Below are 15,717 nucleotides of genomic sequence, written 5' to 3' on the forward strand. Positions count from 1 at the left end.
AGAAGCTTGTAAGCCGCAGCGGAGGTCGATCATGTCCATAGCTCCCACACTCCAGCGATACTTGACTGCGGAAAACATCCAATACGATGTGATCTCGCATGACCCTACCATGTCATCCGCACGTACCGCCGAGGCTTGTCGGATTTCGGGGGATCGTTTGGCCAAGGCAATCGTGTTGCGGCGCAATGCCGGCTATGTACTTGCCGTCCTGCCAGCGTCGCATCACCTTCGCCTTTCGGATTTGAGGGACCAGCTTGGCGATAATGTTGAAATGGCCGAGGAACCCGAGATCGATCCGCTGTTCCCGGATTGCTCGCACGGGGCTGTTCCACCCCTCGGTCACTGTTACGCGCTGCCTCTCATCGTGGACGACAGCATCGAGGCGCAGCCAGAAATCTATATGGAGGCGGGCGATCACGAGACGCTGCTCCGTATAAGTCATGCGCAGTTTGCTCGCTTGATGGGAAATGCACGACACGGCCGCTTTAGCGAGAAGCTGCCGCACAGGATAAGCAGCTCGATTGTGTGGGGGTAAGGTGCCCTTGCGGCCGCGTCACAATCGCCGTTCATTTCGAAGCCGCGACAATGGAAATTTGACAGATTGCTGTTAAAAAATTGCCGGAGCTTGTGTCCGAAGGAGGATCCAAATGACTACGGTGCGACAGTTGCTTGATCAGAAGGGCAGGAACATTTGGTCTATTCACCCGGACGCTACCGTCTTCGATGCCGTCGCGAAAATGGCTGACAAAGACATTGGATCGTTGGTAGTGATGGAAGGCGAGGAACTCGTTGGCATCATCACCGAAAGGGACTATGCGCGGAATGTTGTTCTCAAGGGTAAGACGTCTCCCGCAACACCCGTGCGGGACATCATGGAAAGACACGTCGTCATTGCACAGCCAGAACAATCCGTTGACCAATGCATGGCCGTCATGAGTGAGAAGCGCGTGCGCCATCTGCCCGTCTTTGAGGGAAATAAGCCAATCGGCATTGTTTCAATCGGCGATCTCGTCAAAAGCATAATCGGTGATCAGAAGTTCGTCATTGTTCAGCTCGAGCAGTACATCCACGGTGAACGGGCCATTGTGGACGGTTGAATACGATCGCGAACGACCGCAGTGCTCGGAAGCATTACGGCCGAACATTACCGCGCGGTGGATAGCCCCACTGCTCAGGGGATTTGCTAATCAGCATCCTTACACGACCGTTGAGCTTGGCCTCAACGATCGTTCGATCGATCTCGCTGAAGAAGGCTGGATCTCGCGATCCGGATTGGCAACCTTAGCGATTCAAGTTTGATTGCGCGCCGAATCGCGCCGTGCCGCATGATCCGATTCCAGGCCAGCAGCACGCGCGACTATCCGAACGAAATCTGGCTGTCATATTGCCCGATCAGCCGTGCGCCTTGCGGCACCAGCAGATATTTTCCGATCGGACTGTCATAGACATTTTCCGTCACTTGCGCGGTGATCTCGCCGGGCAGATCGGAACGGATGCCGGTAATCGGCGCCGCTGAAATGACGGCGCCCGCCGGTACCGCGGCGGCGTGGTGTCACGCGGCAATCCGGCGTAATCCTTCGGCAGCGTCTGAAGGCCGTCGGCGGTGGTCTTGTGATCGGTGCTGTAGAGTTCGGTGCCGTTATCCTGGCGCGCCGAGCGAGGAGGAGAATCCTTCAACTGAGCCATGGTTGCCGCTGCTTTGGTCAGGGTTGGACTCAACTATTTCCAATCTTGGCCGCATCTCAACCGAGAAAAGTCCCTTTCCCTCCTCGATAAACTCGATGAGGTTGCCGTCCGGATCGCGCACAAAAAGGGTTCCAGTCCCGAAAGTCAGAGGATCGCCGGGATCGACCAAAAAGTGTTCCTTCATCTTGCCATCCATCTGGAATGGCTTCTGTCCTGCTTGCAGAAGGATTGTGAGTACGTTCGCAAGATTGGAGACCTGCAGGGCGAAATGCTGGATAGGACGGTGCGGGGACGCATTCCTTGGTGCGGTACCGGGAATGGCGACCAGGTGCAGCGTGCTGGTGTCGTTCAGGACCAGCCATGATTTCACTCCGTGATGCGGTTGAAAGCCGAGAACCCCGATATAGAACGCATCGGCGGCTTCCCGATCTTGCACGACGAGACAGACGTGATGGACGGATATGACATCGACGTTCGGCATAGTTGGCTCCTGAAGTCCGATTGCAAATTCAACCCGTATGCTGAGATCGCTCTGCGACCACATCGCTCTCTTCGCCGTCTTGTTCGATTCAGTGTGTGGCGGCATTTGGGGAATCCGGCAGATCTTTGAGATAGGCGTAGATTGCGCCCAGTTCTTCATCGTCCATCTTGCCGATCGCACGCCAGGGCATCCGATCGCCGTCAAGGTGATAGCCATTGGGATCGATGCCGGTACGCAGGGTGGCGATGAATTGCTCGAGCTTCCAGTCCTTCACCACAGTGAGACCGGGTCCGATCGTACCAATCTGCCCGGGCATGCCGCCGAGTAGATCGGCGCCATGACAGGTGCGGCAGTCATGGTAGGAGAGGATGTAGGCGCCGTATCCGGCGGTCGCCGCTTTGGGCGGAGCGGTGATGGCACCGGTGAAGACGGGCTTGCCGGTCGGCAGTTGCCCGGCGCCCAACATCACGAGCCCCAGCGGGTTCAACGCATCCGGCGGATTTGGCGTCGGCCGGCCTGCGGCGGGCACGCTGCGGATATAGGCAACGAGAGCTTGAATATCATCATCACTCAGTTTGCTGACATTGGTGAGCGACATGACCATGAGCCAATGTCCGTCGGCGTCGACACCATTACGGATCGCCCGGAAGATTTCGCCGTCCGACCACCGGCTCAGTTGCCCGACCGGGGTCAGGTTGGCCGCGATGAAGCGGCCTACCTGCATGGGCAGATGCGCACCAAGGTCTCTCCCACCCGTCAGCGTGCCCGCGCTCGAGTGACAGGCGCCACAATAGGCGGAAGCGATCGCTTGCCCGCGGTGAATTCGCTCGGATGTCATGGCGACCTTTATGTCAGGCAGCGGGGCGTGGCGGGCGTGCGATCTGTAAAGCCCCGCGGCCATCAAGATAGCGGGCAGGGCAAACGCAGCGGCCGCCAGTCCCGCCAGGCTTACGCATCCCCATCTGAGAATCGGGTATTTCAACCGTCGGGCCCGAATGGCCCCAAAGGCCAGGGTCGCAGAGAGGACGACAAGGATCGTTAAGCAGAGCGCATTCAACATGATGCCCCCGTGAGCTATCCGCCCGTCTAAAAGGCTTCGGTTATTGGGATCAATGATTGTGAACCGGATCGCGCTGCGCGGCCGTCGCTTGCGCAGACATAGATATGGTCATCAGCGCGATAGAGAGGTTGGGTCTTCAAATGACCCGTGATCAAGCTCCCCATGTACAACTTTGGGGTCTCCAGCGACGGAGCCCAGCTTGAACGCTGATAAAATTGACGAATGTGACATGCATCCTCGGTCCGGCAAGGTGAATTGCGCGGCACCATTGCTACGCGAGGCGCAGTATAGGCGCCGATCAGACCCGACCTTTAGTCAGGCAGCGCCATGTCGCTTGTCGATTTGCGCACGGCGATGGCCGAATGCGTGCTTGGAGGATGACCGAAGCGCTCGCGAAATTTGCGCGAAAAATGTGCATAGTCGAGAAAGCCGCACGCGAACGCAATCTCGCTGAGAGGCTCCTCGCTCCTGGAGAGTGCGCGGCGCTGAAGCAGGCGCGACGCGTGATCAAGGCGGAGCGAATGAATGAAGTGGCTACAGGTCGTGCCGCGCGCGCTGAAGAGTTTTTGAAGATAGCGAACCGAGATCCGGGCTTCGGCGGCGACGACGGACGGGGTCAGCTCGGGATCAGCCAACTGCGCTTCGATCATGCTGCAGATACCGGCGAACAGCTTGTCAGTATGAGCCGAGCCACGTTCGTCGCCCGATGGCGCAAAAAGGGCGGCGAGCAAATCATAGACGACCAGCTGCATTTGGGCTGCCGGCAAAGCGTCGGAGGGGCCGTTTCCTCGAGAGGCTTCGATCATGAGCTGCAGGAGCAAGCGGTTGGCGGCAGTCCCGCCCCGATGGAGCACGCCCTTTGGTTCAAAGCCCAAATGAGCGACAAGCTGCCGGCGCGGCAGATGAAGTGCCATATGGCGAACGCCGCCCGGCTCATTAAAGACGGTTATCGGGCGCGTGGGATCGACGAGTATCAAATCGCCAGTGTCCAGCTCAAGAAGCTTGTCGTTGTGATCTATCGCCGATCTGCCTGTTAGCTGAAAGATCAGGCTGTAATCCTCAAGACCATCACGACGGGCGTGCTGTGAAGTGCGGTTGACTCTGCCAATATTGCTGCCAGCGTTGATTGCCTTCAGCCCGTGCACCTGGAAGGGGCTAAACCAGCCCACGAATGCTTTTGGATCGATCCCCACGAGATCATTTGCACATGCCTGTTTCAGCGATGACGCCCACTCGTCACTTGTTAGTCTTCTAAGGGCTTGATCTGTTCCGGCTTCGCCCGCCGTTCTTATCAGGCTGTTGTCGGAAAAATTGATTCTTCTATGCAATTTTTTCGTCCTCTGATGGAATTGATCGGGCAAATCGTCATGAGCCCGGCGATTTTTCAGGAGTCTTTCAAAACAGAGCGAAGGACTGGCCGTGAATCGTGACGGGTCAACGTAGTGCGTAAATGGACAACCTTCATGGCGCACCCATTCTAAAATCCGATTTCATCCAAGCCTATACTTCGCGTCACGAACCATCGTGACGAACCGGGATTTTATGTGGCTTCCCGCGCGGTTTGCGTTGCGGATAACAAATATGTGTAAGGGGAATAAAAATGCCGGATGGCGAAACAGTCGAAAATCCAAATCAGCTTTCGTGCCTTCAGGACCCGAGACCCTATTCGCTCGGCCATTCCGACACCGAGATTCGACGCCTTCTGCTGCAGGCAGAGATGTTGCGGCCGATAACGGAGCGGCTTCTGCGGCGAGCCGACCTCCGCGAAGGGATGCGGGTTCTGGACATGGGATGCGGTACGGGGGACGTGGCGATGCTCGCGGCCGCCATCGTGGGGCCAACCGGTTCTGTCGTCGGAGTGGATCAGAGCGAGGAAACCGTCAGCCTTGCGCGCCGAAGAGCAGATGAGAGGAACTTCGGCAATGTCAGCTTCGAGGTCGCAACACTGCCGGATCTGGCAGGCCCGAAGGATTTCGACGTGGCCATCGGCCGTTATGTGCTGGTCCATCAATCGGACCCGGTCGCTTTCCTCCGGGATATCGCAAAATGCGTCAAGCCCGGCGGTTTGATCGTGTGCCACGAGGTGTATCCCCGGTTTACTCTGTGGTCGAGTCCGCCGCTCGCGCTGTGGGAAGAGATCGGCATCTTTCTGCACGAGGCTGCGGTCCATCTGCCGGGCGTCGATGCCTGTGAGGGCATGCATCAAACCCTTGAAAAGGCCGGCCTTCAGCAAGGTGAAGTCTATTATGAACTTCCCGTCGCACAGAATGCCCGGTCGCCGCTCATCGAGTGGGTCGCCAGTTCGGTACGTGCCTTCCTCCCCCTTGCCAAAGCAAGGGCAGTCGCAGATGAAGCGGCACTCGATCCATCCACGCTCGAGCAAGGATCGCGGGACGCAATGCAGAACGCAGGAAGCCATGTGACAGCCTGGCTACAGGTTTGTGCATGGGCCACCGTATAAACTGATTGCGAAATATTCCTCACCATCCGGCATGTAGGCCTTGCGGAGAGCGGAAGTGAATAGAGAAATGAGCAGAGAAATGAGTAGAGAAGACTTCAATAAAAACCTGGTCTGCGGTTTGGCGAACGCCCTCAACGATCACGATTTGATGCGCGCGAGGAGCTACTTGACGGATGATCTACATTTTATTGGCGTCTTCGGCCCGACGCTCGAAGGAGCGGATGTCTATCTGGACGCCATGGGGCGCCTTGGCGCCCAACAGACGATATTGAAATGTCTTGCAGAACACGACGATGTTGCTTGTTTTTACGAGCTTTCATTGCCCGCAAAACCGGAAATCAGGCTTTTCGGCTGTGGATGGTTCACCATCGATAGCGACAGGATCAATTCGATCCGCGTCGTGTTCGATCCGACGCCGCTCGGCAAGACCTGAGATAGCTGTCTCGCCTGAACTGCGCACATGCATGATGTATCTTTCTCCCGTGCTTGTGGCGTAAGTCGCCCGGCATACGTCGAAGTCTCCGTCTGAAACGAGGTGAAATGCGAATTCTGATTGTGGGGGCTGGCATTGCCGGTCTCGCCCTGGCAAAGGCCATGGAGCAGCGGGGGATGGAGGCGCAGTTGATCGAGCGCCAGCGAGAGGTGCAGACCGCTGGAGCTGGGCTGTTTCTGCCTGGAAATGCAGTCCGGGCGATCGAGCAGCTTGGGCTGTTTGAAGACGTCGCCGTAAAAGCGGTCCCGATCAAGCGTCAACTCATCTTTGACGCTGGCGGCAAAGTCCTGAACACGATCGAGACAGAAGACTTTTGGCGTGGCTGCGGACCTTGCCTCTCGCTGCCACGCAAGGAGATGCAGGACGTTCTGAAGGCCTCTCTCAGGCGTTCGACCACTGCCTTCGGCAGATCCATCGCGAGCCTGGTCCAGGATTCCGCTGGATGTTTAGTCACCTTCGACGATGGCGCGGCTGCTAAATATGATTTTGTCGTTGGCGCCGATGGGATGCACTCGAAAGTTCGAGAGCTGGTCTCATTGGGCGGATCAGCGCGTTATGTGGGCACGGTGTGCTGGCGGTTCATCGCCAAAAACACCTCTGGTATCGATTGTTGGACCGCGATGCTCGGAAGTGGCCGCACCTTGCTGGCGATCCCGGTCAACCGAACGGATGTTTATGTTTATGCAGATATCGCTATCCCCGGTGACGGGGCCCCCGACCTGCCGCCAGATTCACCTCTTCGATCGCTGTTTAAGGATTTTTCCGGACCGGTATTTCCGCTGATCGACGGCTTATCCGCGGAGACGCCCATCCATTATGGGCCCATTGAGGAGGTGCGGCTGAAGGATTGGATAAACGGCCGCGTCGTTCTGTTGGGCGATGCTGCGCACGGCTGTTCGCCAAATATGGCAGAAGGCGCAGGCATGGCGATGGAGGATGCTCTTGTTTTGGCGGAGGAGTTGTCTCGTGGCACGGACATCACGAAGGCTCTTCGCGCGTATATGGAAAGACGAAGACCCAGAGTCGATTGGGTACAGAACCAATGTCGCGCGCGCGATAAAATGCGCTCGCTGCCAGCTTTGCCGAGAGCTGCCGTGCTGCGATTATTTGGGACTTCACTTTACAAGCGCAGCTACTCGCCGTTGCTCAAGTCTTTTTGATCTCTCCTTGAGTACGATGATCGCCCATAAGCGCGAGCTCAGTAACTGGCAAATCGCCAGGACGGAGCGTCGCCGGACGCGCTGTGTGTGCCGGATTCTGTTAATGAGGGGGCCGGTCGCTCGCTTGCAGTTCGCGAAGCTGTGCTGCTGACAATTTCTGTCAGGGCCTTAAGGTAGCCTCGCATCCAGCCGGGAGTCTGCATGGGCCGTTCCACCCGCCTTCTTGCTTTGCTGCAAGCGCTTCGGGGCCGCCGTCATCCGGTGACGGCCGCGACGCTCGCTCGGGAGCTGGAGGTTTCCGAGCGCACGATCTATCGCGACCTATCGGAACTGGCGGCCCAGGGCGCGCCGATCCAGGGTGAAGCCGGCGTCGGCTATATCCTTGGTCCCGGGCTGTTTCTGCCGCCGCTCATGCTGACCGAAGACGAGACCGAGGCCGTTCTGCTTGGACTGCGCTATGTCGATCAGCGCGGCGACGACGTGTTGGCGAAAGCTGCCGAGGGTGTCCGTGCCAAGATCACGGCCGTATTATCCCGAGAGATGCAGGCGACCGCAAACACGCCGCTGTCGATCCCGGGACCCGGCGGCAAAGAGTTTCCGGAGAACAGGGTGCCCCTGGCCCTCCTGCGGTCCGCGATCCGGACACAGAAACGGCTGGCCATCGAATATGTTGACGAGCAGGAACGTCGTACCGGGCGTGTCGTATGGCCGATCCAGCTCGGCTTCATGGACAGCGCACGCGTGCTGACAGCCCGGTGCGAACTGCGCAAGGCATTCCGATTCTTCAGAACCGACCGGATCCTCTCGGCCGAGCTGCGCGACCGTTACCCGGCGCGGCGGACAGACCTGTTGCGCGATTTTCAAGCCCAGCTGCGGGATGAGCAGCATCGTCGCGATGCTCCTGACAGAATTTGACAGGGGCACCGATTAGCATCCTTCCATCACAACGGAGATGGAAGTCATGCGGAACGTATCGGCCGACGCATTGCCCCAGGTCATCCTGGACCACGTGGCCGCCTATCGGCGCCACGACGCCGAGGCGTTCATGGCGACGCTGGCGCCCGATGCGCTCATCAACGACATTCAGCGCGAATTTCTCGGGCATCCGGCGATCCGCGCCTGGGCGGACAAGGAGATCTTCGGCCCCAAGGTGACGCTGGAGACCGAGGCGGCCTTCGAGCACTTCGGAAACACGATCGTCCGCTTCCGCGTCGATGGCGACTTCGACAAGTCGAACCTGCCAGACCCCTTGATCCTCACTTACTATTTCGCCGTCCAGGACGACCGCATCACCCAGCTCATCATCCTGCATAACAAGGCCGTCGCGATCTGACGCGATACGGGCGGCCGCCGTGGCCGTCCGATGCAACCACCCATCGACCCATCGAGAGAAAGAGAGATTATGAACGACGAGTTTTCAGGCAAGGTCGCCCTCGTGACCGGCGCATCGAAGGGGATCGGCGCCGGCATCGCCAAGGCGCTGGGTCAGGCCGGCGGCCATGTGGCGGTAGCCTATGGCCGCGACGAGGCCGGCGCGCGGCGCGTCGTCGCGGAGATCGAGGCGGCCGGCGGGCACGCCTTGGCGCTGCAGGGCGATCTGACGCGCACGGCTGACATCGAGGCAATGGTCGCCAGGACAGTGGCGGCATTCGGCCCGATCCATATCCTCGTCAACAACGCCGGTGTGTTCGAGTACAAGGCTTTGGCGGAGATCACCGAGGCGCATGTCCGCAGCATTTTCGACACAAACGTGCTCGGCCTCCTGATGATGACCAAAATAGCTATCGCCAACTTCGATCCGGCCGGCGGCAGCGTGATCAATATCAGCTCCCTTTCCGCCGCAGGAAACGGGGCGGGCCAAGCCGTCTACGCATCGTCCAAGGCCGCAGTGAACACCATCACCAAGGTGCTGGCGCTGGAGCTGGCCGGGCGGAAAATCCGCGTCAACGCCATCATGCCCGGATATTACGATACCGAGGGAGCTCGCTCTTTCGGCATGCCGGGCTCGGAAGCCGAAGCCCGACTGATGGCTGCGACGCCGCTGGAAAAACGAGCTGGCCGCCCTTCAGACCTTAGCCCGGTGGCCCTGTTCCTGGCATCGGCGGCTTCGTCCTGGATGACCGGAGAAATCCTGACGGTTTCCGGTGGCCTGCGCTAGGTGGTGTGGACTCTAAGGATTCCCTTTTAGGAGCAAATCAGATTCAAGGCTGCTTTTTGGGAGGCAGCCTTGGGTGTGATGGACCGTTTGGTTTTGAGCGACGCGGCGTGGGAGCGGATGGCGCCGCTGATCATAGGTCGGCCCGACCAGAAAGGGTCGACTGGACGCGACAACCGGATGTTCGTGGAGGGCGTGCTGTGGATCGTGCGTACGGGCTCTCCCTGGCGTGATCTTCCGGAGACGTTCGGGGATTGGAACAGCGTATTCCGGCGCTTCAGTCGATGGAGCATCAAGGGTGTTTGGTGGCGGATCTTCGAGGCGATGTCCGATGATCCGGACTTCGAATATCTGGTCATCGACTCCACCATCGTTCGGGCGCATCAGCACGCGGCCGGGGCGAAAAAAGGGGGTCTGAAGATCAGGCGCTCGGCCGCTCGCGCGGTGGCCTGAGCACCAAGATACATATGGCCGTTCGCGGCTTGGGATGTCCCGTGCGGTTCACGCTTACCGCGGGTCAGAAGGGCGATGCACCGCAAGCCGCCGCATTGATCGAGGGATTACCCGCCGAGGTCGTCATGGCCGATGCGGCCTATGATGCCGATCACTTGCGCCAAGCCATCGCCGCCAAGGGGGCGCTCGCTGTCATCCCCAACAACCCGTCACGTGCGCTCAAATATCCGCTCGACAAGCATCTCTATGCCCAGCGCCATCTCGTGGAATGCTGCTTCTCAAAACTCAAACAGTTCCGCCGCGTCGCAACACGCTTCGAGAAAACGGCACGAAATTATCGGGCCGTCGTTACTCTCGCCGCCATTGCCCTATGGCTGCGGTAAATGTCCACACCACCTAGTGCGGACGCAGAATCTACGCCAGCGCTGGATTATTTTTGGCGAATTTGTCGCTGACTCAAATTTCGGAGACGAAGCTAAGTTGTCGAACATCTCACGCACGTCGCGGAGAAACGCACGGCCGACTTCCCTTGGCCGCGCGCCATGGCCCGGCTCACGGAGGAAAAGGTCAGCGCCCAATTCTTCTTCGATGTCGCGGACATGTCGCGAGATAATGGATTGATTGGTGTCCAACCGAAGTGCCGCACGACGGAAGTTCGACTCTTCCGCCGCGACAACGAAATGACGCAAGCGGCGAAGATCCATTTCAAACGGCACTCTTAGGGATGGTTATCCAATCACCGCCAATTTCCATTTGGGTCCCCGTCATCCAGAATTGGCTATCATGCCACCTTGGGCCGCCAAGCGATGACACCAGCGGTTCGCGCTCGAACTTCGGGCGATGCCAAGCACGAGGCGACTGCCTCATAACCAGGGCCGCCTGGATAAGGTGCGACGCGCAACGGCGCGCTGTGGTTAGCGGGGCAGAAAATAATTGCCTCGTCCGAGCCGACAGAATCTAAATCCAGGATGGCGGTAGAGCGTGTGAGGAAGAAGAGCGGGCGAGCGCCAGGTCCACGGCGACGAAGATGAGCGATCAGAGCCTCTTGGGTAACCTTGTCCAGCCCTTCTTCCAACATATCAATCACCAGAATGGACGGGCTTTCCGCTTCCAATCCCGCGAGTAGCGCGATCAAAGCCTCTGACACAGTGCCGCCATCCTCAACGAGCCAGGCAAGGGCCTGATCGACGCGCGACTTGAGGACTTGATCGGCGTCTAACCGCGCCCGGGCCATTGCACCTCCGTCCCCCAACCGCTCTAAGCCTATGAAAGCGGCGTCGGGCAATGCTTCAGCCAAGCGCATCGCAAGCCGCGTCTTGCCGCTGCCCAAGGGGCCGGTAATGTAATTTAGCGACCGGATATCGTGCAGTTCGAAGCGTTCAGCCCCCCACGGCCAGGGGAGATCGAACGCGACACGAAACTCGGCTGCAGGTGTCAACAGCCGCGCCAAATCGCCGATTGTCGGCGTCTGACCGCCGGCGAGATCACTCCTGAGCCCGCGAACTTTTTCCACCTTAGAGGCGAGCTGGCTGATTTGTCCTTCAAGCGTCACTTGATGAGCTGCCAGAGCAAGTTCCAGGCCCTTGGGATCGCCTCTCAACACTCGTGCAACTTGCGCGAGGCTGAAGCCAAGCGCCCGTAATGAGATAATTTCTGCGGCCCGGCTCATTTCGTCCGGGCCATAGATTCGCCATCCGGCCGCAGTTCGAGCCGGCATTATAAGACCGCGCTGCTCGTAGACTCGCAGAGCTTTGACGGAGATGCCAAGCCGGCTGGCAGCCTCTGATGCATTCAAGAATACGGCGGAAAAGCCCACGACTCACCCCGCTTTTGCTGACCGCATCTCTTATCGAGGCAGCCCCAAGGGCCGGGTCAAGGGCTTTTATTGGCAGCGGATGCCCAGCAAGGTCCCGCCATGGCCGCGGCGGCGCAGAGCTAGCCAAGGCTCGGCGGGCCGTCTAGATGGCCGCCATCCTGGCGCCCGGTTCCTCCCCGACGGTGACCGAAACAGAGTCGTGTCGCCGCGCGTTGGTCCCGCGCGCAAGAGGAGAAGCCCGTCATGTCGAAACTAGCAATCGCGTTTGTGTTGGCACTGGCCGCGACCGCGGCCAACGCGCAAGATACTAAGTCTGGACAATCGCATACGCCGGCCGTTGCCAGCGCGAATGGAGCACGGCCGTTCCTATTTGATGGACGAATGCGAGGTGATGGCGTCCGGCAGGGAGCGCTCACCGACGATCATCACCCCAACGCTGGCGCCATCGTCGTGCCACCGAAAGCAAGCCAGCCTGGGCGCGAACGATGAGTTCGCGCACCCGTTTATTGAATTGTTCATTGGCTCTGTGTCCGCTGTGGTCACTGCGGGTTCCTAGCGACCTCTGCTATCGGCCGACAGGCGAACATTAGGTGCGCCTTACCCAAGCACTGCGCCTTATGATGGGGTGGACGCCCCGCCGACGGCATCGATGTGCCAAAGTGGAGGTGTTGAGCACCACTTAAGGGAGGCGTCCGTGTCAGAGGTTATCATAATTGGTTTGGATATCGCCAAACATGTTTTTCACGCTCACGGAGCGGATGAGCGTGGTCAAGCGATATTCAGTAAGCGGATCAGCCGAGGGAAGCTGCTGGATTTCTTCGCTGCCCAGCCAAGTTGCACGGTAGCGCTGGAGGCATGTGGTGGAGCCCATCACTGGGCCCGTCAGCTCACCCGGCTTGGTCATGAAGTTCGGCTGATCCCGCCCGCCTATGTAAAACCGTTCGTGAAGCGGCAAAAGAACGACGCGATCGATGCCGAGGCGATTTGCGAAGCAGCGCAGCGGCCGAGCATGCGGTTCGTGGCCGTGAAGAGCGAACAGCAGCAGGCGGCGGGTCTGGTGTTTCGGACCCGTGACCTGTTAGTGCGGCAGCGAACGCAGCTCATCAACGCGATCCGGGGACACCTCGCTGAATATGGTTGGGTCGCACCCAAGGGGCCGTCGCATGTGGCGATGCTTGCCGACCTGATCGAGGAAGAAGCGATGGCCAGCTCGCTTCCCAAAGCGACCCACGCCATGTTCCGATTGATGTTAGACCTGCTGGCCGGCCTCAATGGCAAGATCGCGGATCTCGACAAGGAGATCGCGCGACGTGCTCGCGAGGACGAAGTATCGCGCAGGCTAATGACCGTTCCCGGCATTGGCCCAATCTCCGCCACCGCGATCGCCGCTCTAGCACCGCCGGCCGAGACCTTTGCCAAAGGCCGTGACTTCGCGGCCTGGCTCGGCCTCACGCCTCTTCAAAGATCGACAGGCGGCAAACAGAAGCTCGGTGCGACATCCAAGATGGGCGAACGCACGCTCAGGCGTCTCCTCATCATCGGCAGTAGCGCGGTCGTACAACAGGCGAGCAAACGCGGTGCGCCAAGGGGTTCGTGGCTCGAACAGATGCTGGCTCGCAAACCGCGCATGCTGGTAACCGTCGCGCTCGCCAACAAGATGGCGCGGATCGTCTGGGCGCTACTCGTAAAGCAGGAAAACTACAGAGCTCCGGTCGCCGCCAAGGCGTGAGCCTGGCGGGCCTGAGGTCGTCGCGGGTGTAGTCGGTCGAAGGAGGGTATGGCGCAACAGTCGGCGAGACGGGGCCGGAAGAACCAGATGTACTCATCGTGCCTGGAGCACGCATTTATGATTTGGTTCCGGTCCGCGAACTCCCATACGGGCCCGCAGCTCCATCGCTGCATCAGAGGCCGGACAGATGGCAGCATCCGACTACGTGCCAATCTTCTTCAAATACCGCTTGCATCCGGCGGGGCGTCCACAGATGTGTACATGGGTTAGTCAGCCGACGATCCCGCCACCGTCCATCGAGGTAGCGCCGACCGAGCAGTCGGTCGCGCGCCTGCCCGATGAGACGACGGATCAAACGCGCGTGGAATCCCTGGCTAAGCTAAATCCCGATGTACGGCCGATCGATGCTCAGCGCCGGCCCGCGCGAGCCGAGCGTAAGCCTACAAGGGTATTTCCATCGAGCCAGGTGGCCAGAACCCGTCATCGCAACGAGCAACCAGCGTTGGGTACGGGCGAGGAGTGTTGTCGGTTTGAGTGGGTGGATAGGTCAGCAGTATCAAACGCTGCATCGCGCAAGCGTGTTGCGCGTCGGGACTCATAGATAGACTGGCACTTCCCGGATGCAAATTGAGGGTCAGGCCGCTTCTATCGGCGTCATCTCGTACTTCGCTGCCTGGCTTGGTTGCGCGTTTCAAAGCATCGTGGGAGTCTTTATGTACCGGATGCCCTATTGTACACGTTGACGCCGTCAATCGGGGACACGACATATCCTGTTCGGTCGGTCGAGATCACCGCTCAGGAGCAAGAAATGAACGCGCCGCCAACCATTGATCCCGTCACCGCGCATCCTGACAACGATGTTGTGCACTGGCTGACCAACGACACGCGCGATGAGCGCTTCATTGACAATATTTTCGCCGAGCTGTGTGTCCGGCTCCAGCGAGCGGGCATTCCCGTGAAGCGGGCGTCGCTTCATATCCTGATCCACCATCCGCAGTGGCTTGGCGCCCGGATCATGTGGGCCGACGGGATGCGCGAGGCCGAGATTGCGAGAGTCGACTACGATGTCAGGGAGCGATCGGAATACATCGATAGTCCCGCCAACGAAATCCATGACGGTGCCACCGTGGTGCGCGAGAATCTCGAACGCGATCCCTCGGTGGGCCGCAAGCACGCCGTCTATGACGAGATGCGGGCGAAAGGGCTGACCGACTATGTGGCGTGGCCGCTGTACCATACGCTCGGCAAGCGGCATCTCGTGACCTTTGCAACCGACCGGCCCGGAGGTTTCGGCGACGCGCATATTGCCGACCTGCTGAAACTGTTGCCGGTTCTCGCGCTGGTCAGCGAAATCCGCATCAAGAACCGGCTGGCGCGAACACTGCTCGAAACCTATGTCGGGTCGCATGCCGGCGAGCTCATTCTGGCCGGCGCCACCAGGCGCGGAAGCGGCACGACGGTACGCGCCGCCATTATGATCTGCGATCTGCGTGATTTCACCCGGATCTCCGACAACTGGCCGCGCGATGACGTGATTGATCTTCTGAACGGCTATTTCGACGCGATGTCGGAACCGATTGCGCGACATGGCGGGGAAATACTGAAATTCATCGGCGACGGTCTGCTCGCCATTTTTCCGCTCAGCCAGCCGTCGGCCTGCGCAAATCTGCTGCTTGCCGTGGCCGAAGCCCGTCAGGCCATGGTTGCCCTGAACGAAAAGAACAGTGAAACCGGTCGTGCACCGCTGAATTACGGTATCGGCGTACACGTCGGCGACGTCATGTACGGCAATATCGGGTCACACACCCGGCTCGACTTCACCGTCATCGGTCCTGCGGTCAACATGGCTTCGCGTCTCGAAACACTCACCAAACAATTAGGGAGAACGGTGCTGCTGTCTCGCGCGTTCGCCGACTTCGTCGAAAGCGATTTCGATCTCGAACGCGTCGGCGAATATCCGGTGCGTGGCTTCAACGATCCGATCGAGCTGTTTGCGTATCACGGCTGAATGCCGCCCCATCATCAGGTGAAGAGCCACGCGATCGAGGGCGAGCGCAGCGCTTTCGCCCAATTCGTCTAGCAGGGAAAGCTGGTTTCAGGATTTCTTTCGAGTATTCACCGAGCGTAGGTGGCGCTTGCAATGGTTGGTCCCCGCGTCGACCGTCAAGCCAGATGGGCGGCAGATGCCGATGAGTTCGCCCTCTGGCGGCTGGTCTCATAGCC

Annotated in this window: 17 protein-coding genes and 1 pseudogene; 11 read left to right on the forward strand and 7 right to left on the reverse strand. The window is 59.3% G+C overall.

What is annotated here, in order from left to right:
• The first annotated feature begins 31 nt into the window (after positions 1-31).
• Together BLV09_RS02810 and BLV09_RS02815 are read left to right on the forward strand one after the other, a co-directional pair.
• On the forward strand, positions 32-535 hold the full coding sequence (locus BLV09_RS02810; RefSeq protein WP_146686242.1) for an aminoacyl-tRNA deacylase: 504 nt from the start codon (positions 32-34) through the stop codon (positions 533-535).
• A gap of 112 nt (positions 536-647) precedes the next feature.
• The gene (locus BLV09_RS02815; RefSeq protein ID WP_100382501.1) at positions 648-1,097 is read left to right on the forward strand and encodes a CBS domain-containing protein; all 450 of its coding nucleotides are present in this window, start codon (positions 648-650) and stop codon (positions 1,095-1,097) included.
• A gap of 263 nt (positions 1,098-1,360) precedes the next feature.
• On the opposite strand, the pseudogene BLV09_RS02825 reads toward BLV09_RS02815, so the two are convergent.
• The 5 genes and pseudogenes from BLV09_RS02825 to BLV09_RS02845 form a co-directional block, all read right to left on the reverse strand.
• Positions 1,361-1,537, reverse strand: a pseudogene (locus BLV09_RS02825) (TrbI/VirB10 family protein); the annotation flags it as partial.
• Positions 1,456-1,686 (reverse strand): hypothetical protein, encoded by a 231-nt coding sequence (locus tag BLV09_RS02830; RefSeq protein ID WP_146686243.1) that lies wholly within the window; start codon positions 1,684-1,686, stop codon positions 1,456-1,458. The gene BLV09_RS02830 and the pseudogene BLV09_RS02825, both read right to left, overlap by 82 nt.
• Positions 1,640-2,167 (reverse strand): VOC family protein, encoded by a 528-nt coding sequence (locus tag BLV09_RS02835; RefSeq protein WP_167558604.1) that lies wholly within the window; start codon positions 2,165-2,167, stop codon positions 1,640-1,642. The genes BLV09_RS02830 and BLV09_RS02835 overlap by 47 nt, the downstream gene beginning before the upstream one ends.
• An 88-nt stretch (positions 2,168-2,255) precedes the next feature.
• A complete protein-coding gene (locus tag BLV09_RS02840; protein WP_146686245.1) occupies positions 2,256-3,227 on the reverse strand; it encodes a c-type cytochrome in 972 nt (323 codons plus the stop codon).
• A 311-nt stretch (positions 3,228-3,538) separates the two neighbouring features.
• Entirely contained in the window at positions 3,539-4,555 is a 1,017-nt protein-coding gene (locus tag BLV09_RS02845; RefSeq protein WP_146686246.1) for a helix-turn-helix domain-containing protein, read from the reverse strand.
• A 272-nt stretch (positions 4,556-4,827) separates the two neighbouring features.
• Here BLV09_RS02845 and BLV09_RS02850 point away from each other — a divergent pair, with 272 nt between their 5' ends.
• The 7 genes from BLV09_RS02850 (at position 4,828) to BLV09_RS02880 (ending at position 10,332) form a co-directional block, all read left to right on the forward strand.
• Entirely contained in the window at positions 4,828-5,688 is an 861-nt protein-coding gene (locus BLV09_RS02850) for a class I SAM-dependent methyltransferase (protein WP_146686247.1), read from the forward strand.
• 67 nt (positions 5,689-5,755) lie between these two features.
• On the forward strand, positions 5,756-6,121 hold the full coding sequence (locus BLV09_RS02855) for a nuclear transport factor 2 family protein (protein WP_167558605.1): 366 nt from the start codon (positions 5,756-5,758) through the stop codon (positions 6,119-6,121).
• Positions 6,122-6,228: 107 nt separating this feature from the next.
• Positions 6,229-7,341, forward strand: coding sequence for an FAD-dependent monooxygenase (locus BLV09_RS02860; RefSeq protein ID WP_197685019.1), 1,113 nt, complete (start codon positions 6,229-6,231; stop codon positions 7,339-7,341).
• A 201-nt stretch (positions 7,342-7,542) separates the two neighbouring features.
• A complete protein-coding gene (locus tag BLV09_RS02865; RefSeq protein ID WP_146686249.1) occupies positions 7,543-8,256 on the forward strand; it encodes a helix-turn-helix transcriptional regulator in 714 nt (237 codons plus the stop codon).
• A 46-nt stretch (positions 8,257-8,302) separates the two neighbouring features.
• Positions 8,303-8,674, forward strand: coding sequence for a nuclear transport factor 2 family protein (locus tag BLV09_RS02870; RefSeq protein WP_167558606.1), 372 nt, complete (start codon positions 8,303-8,305; stop codon positions 8,672-8,674).
• Positions 8,675-8,743: 69 nt separating this feature from the next.
• Complete coding sequence (locus BLV09_RS02875; RefSeq protein ID WP_146686251.1) at positions 8,744-9,499, forward strand: SDR family NAD(P)-dependent oxidoreductase; 756 nt, start codon at positions 8,744-8,746, stop codon at positions 9,497-9,499.
• Positions 9,500-9,577: 78 nt separating this feature from the next.
• Positions 9,578-10,332 (forward strand): IS5 family transposase gene (locus tag BLV09_RS02880; protein WP_244548950.1). Its coding sequence is split into 2 segments (ribosomal slippage): positions 9,578-9,886 and positions 9,889-10,332, totalling 753 coding nucleotides; the frame shifts between segments, so codons are not numbered across the junction.
• Here the strand turns inward: BLV09_RS02880 and BLV09_RS38700 are convergent.
• Both BLV09_RS38700 and BLV09_RS02890 read right to left on the reverse strand, forming a co-directional pair.
• Positions 10,318-10,653 (reverse strand): LysR family transcriptional regulator, encoded by a 336-nt coding sequence (locus BLV09_RS38700; RefSeq protein WP_146686253.1) that lies wholly within the window; start codon positions 10,651-10,653, stop codon positions 10,318-10,320. The two genes, BLV09_RS02880 and BLV09_RS38700, sit on opposite strands and share 15 nt — an antisense overlap.
• A gap of 77 nt (positions 10,654-10,730) precedes the next feature.
• On the reverse strand, positions 10,731-11,765 hold the full coding sequence (locus BLV09_RS02890; protein ID WP_146686254.1) for a MerR family transcriptional regulator: 1,035 nt from the start codon (positions 11,763-11,765) through the stop codon (positions 10,731-10,733).
• Positions 11,766-12,459: 694 nt separating this feature from the next.
• On the opposite strand from BLV09_RS02890, the gene BLV09_RS02900 reads away from it, so the two are divergent.
• Complete coding sequence (locus BLV09_RS02900) at positions 12,460-13,494, forward strand: IS110 family transposase (RefSeq protein ID WP_100381175.1); 1,035 nt, start codon at positions 12,460-12,462, stop codon at positions 13,492-13,494.
• An 808-nt stretch (positions 13,495-14,302) separates the two neighbouring features.
• Positions 14,303-15,502, forward strand: a complete 1,200-nt coding sequence (locus BLV09_RS02905) for an adenylate/guanylate cyclase domain-containing protein (RefSeq protein ID WP_100386938.1) — start codon at positions 14,303-14,305, stop codon at positions 15,500-15,502.
• Positions 15,503-15,717 lie beyond the last annotated feature (215 nt).

Source organism: Bradyrhizobium canariense (genome assembly GCF_900105125.1).
Classification (GTDB): domain Bacteria; phylum Pseudomonadota; class Alphaproteobacteria; order Rhizobiales; family Xanthobacteraceae; genus Bradyrhizobium; species Bradyrhizobium canariense_A.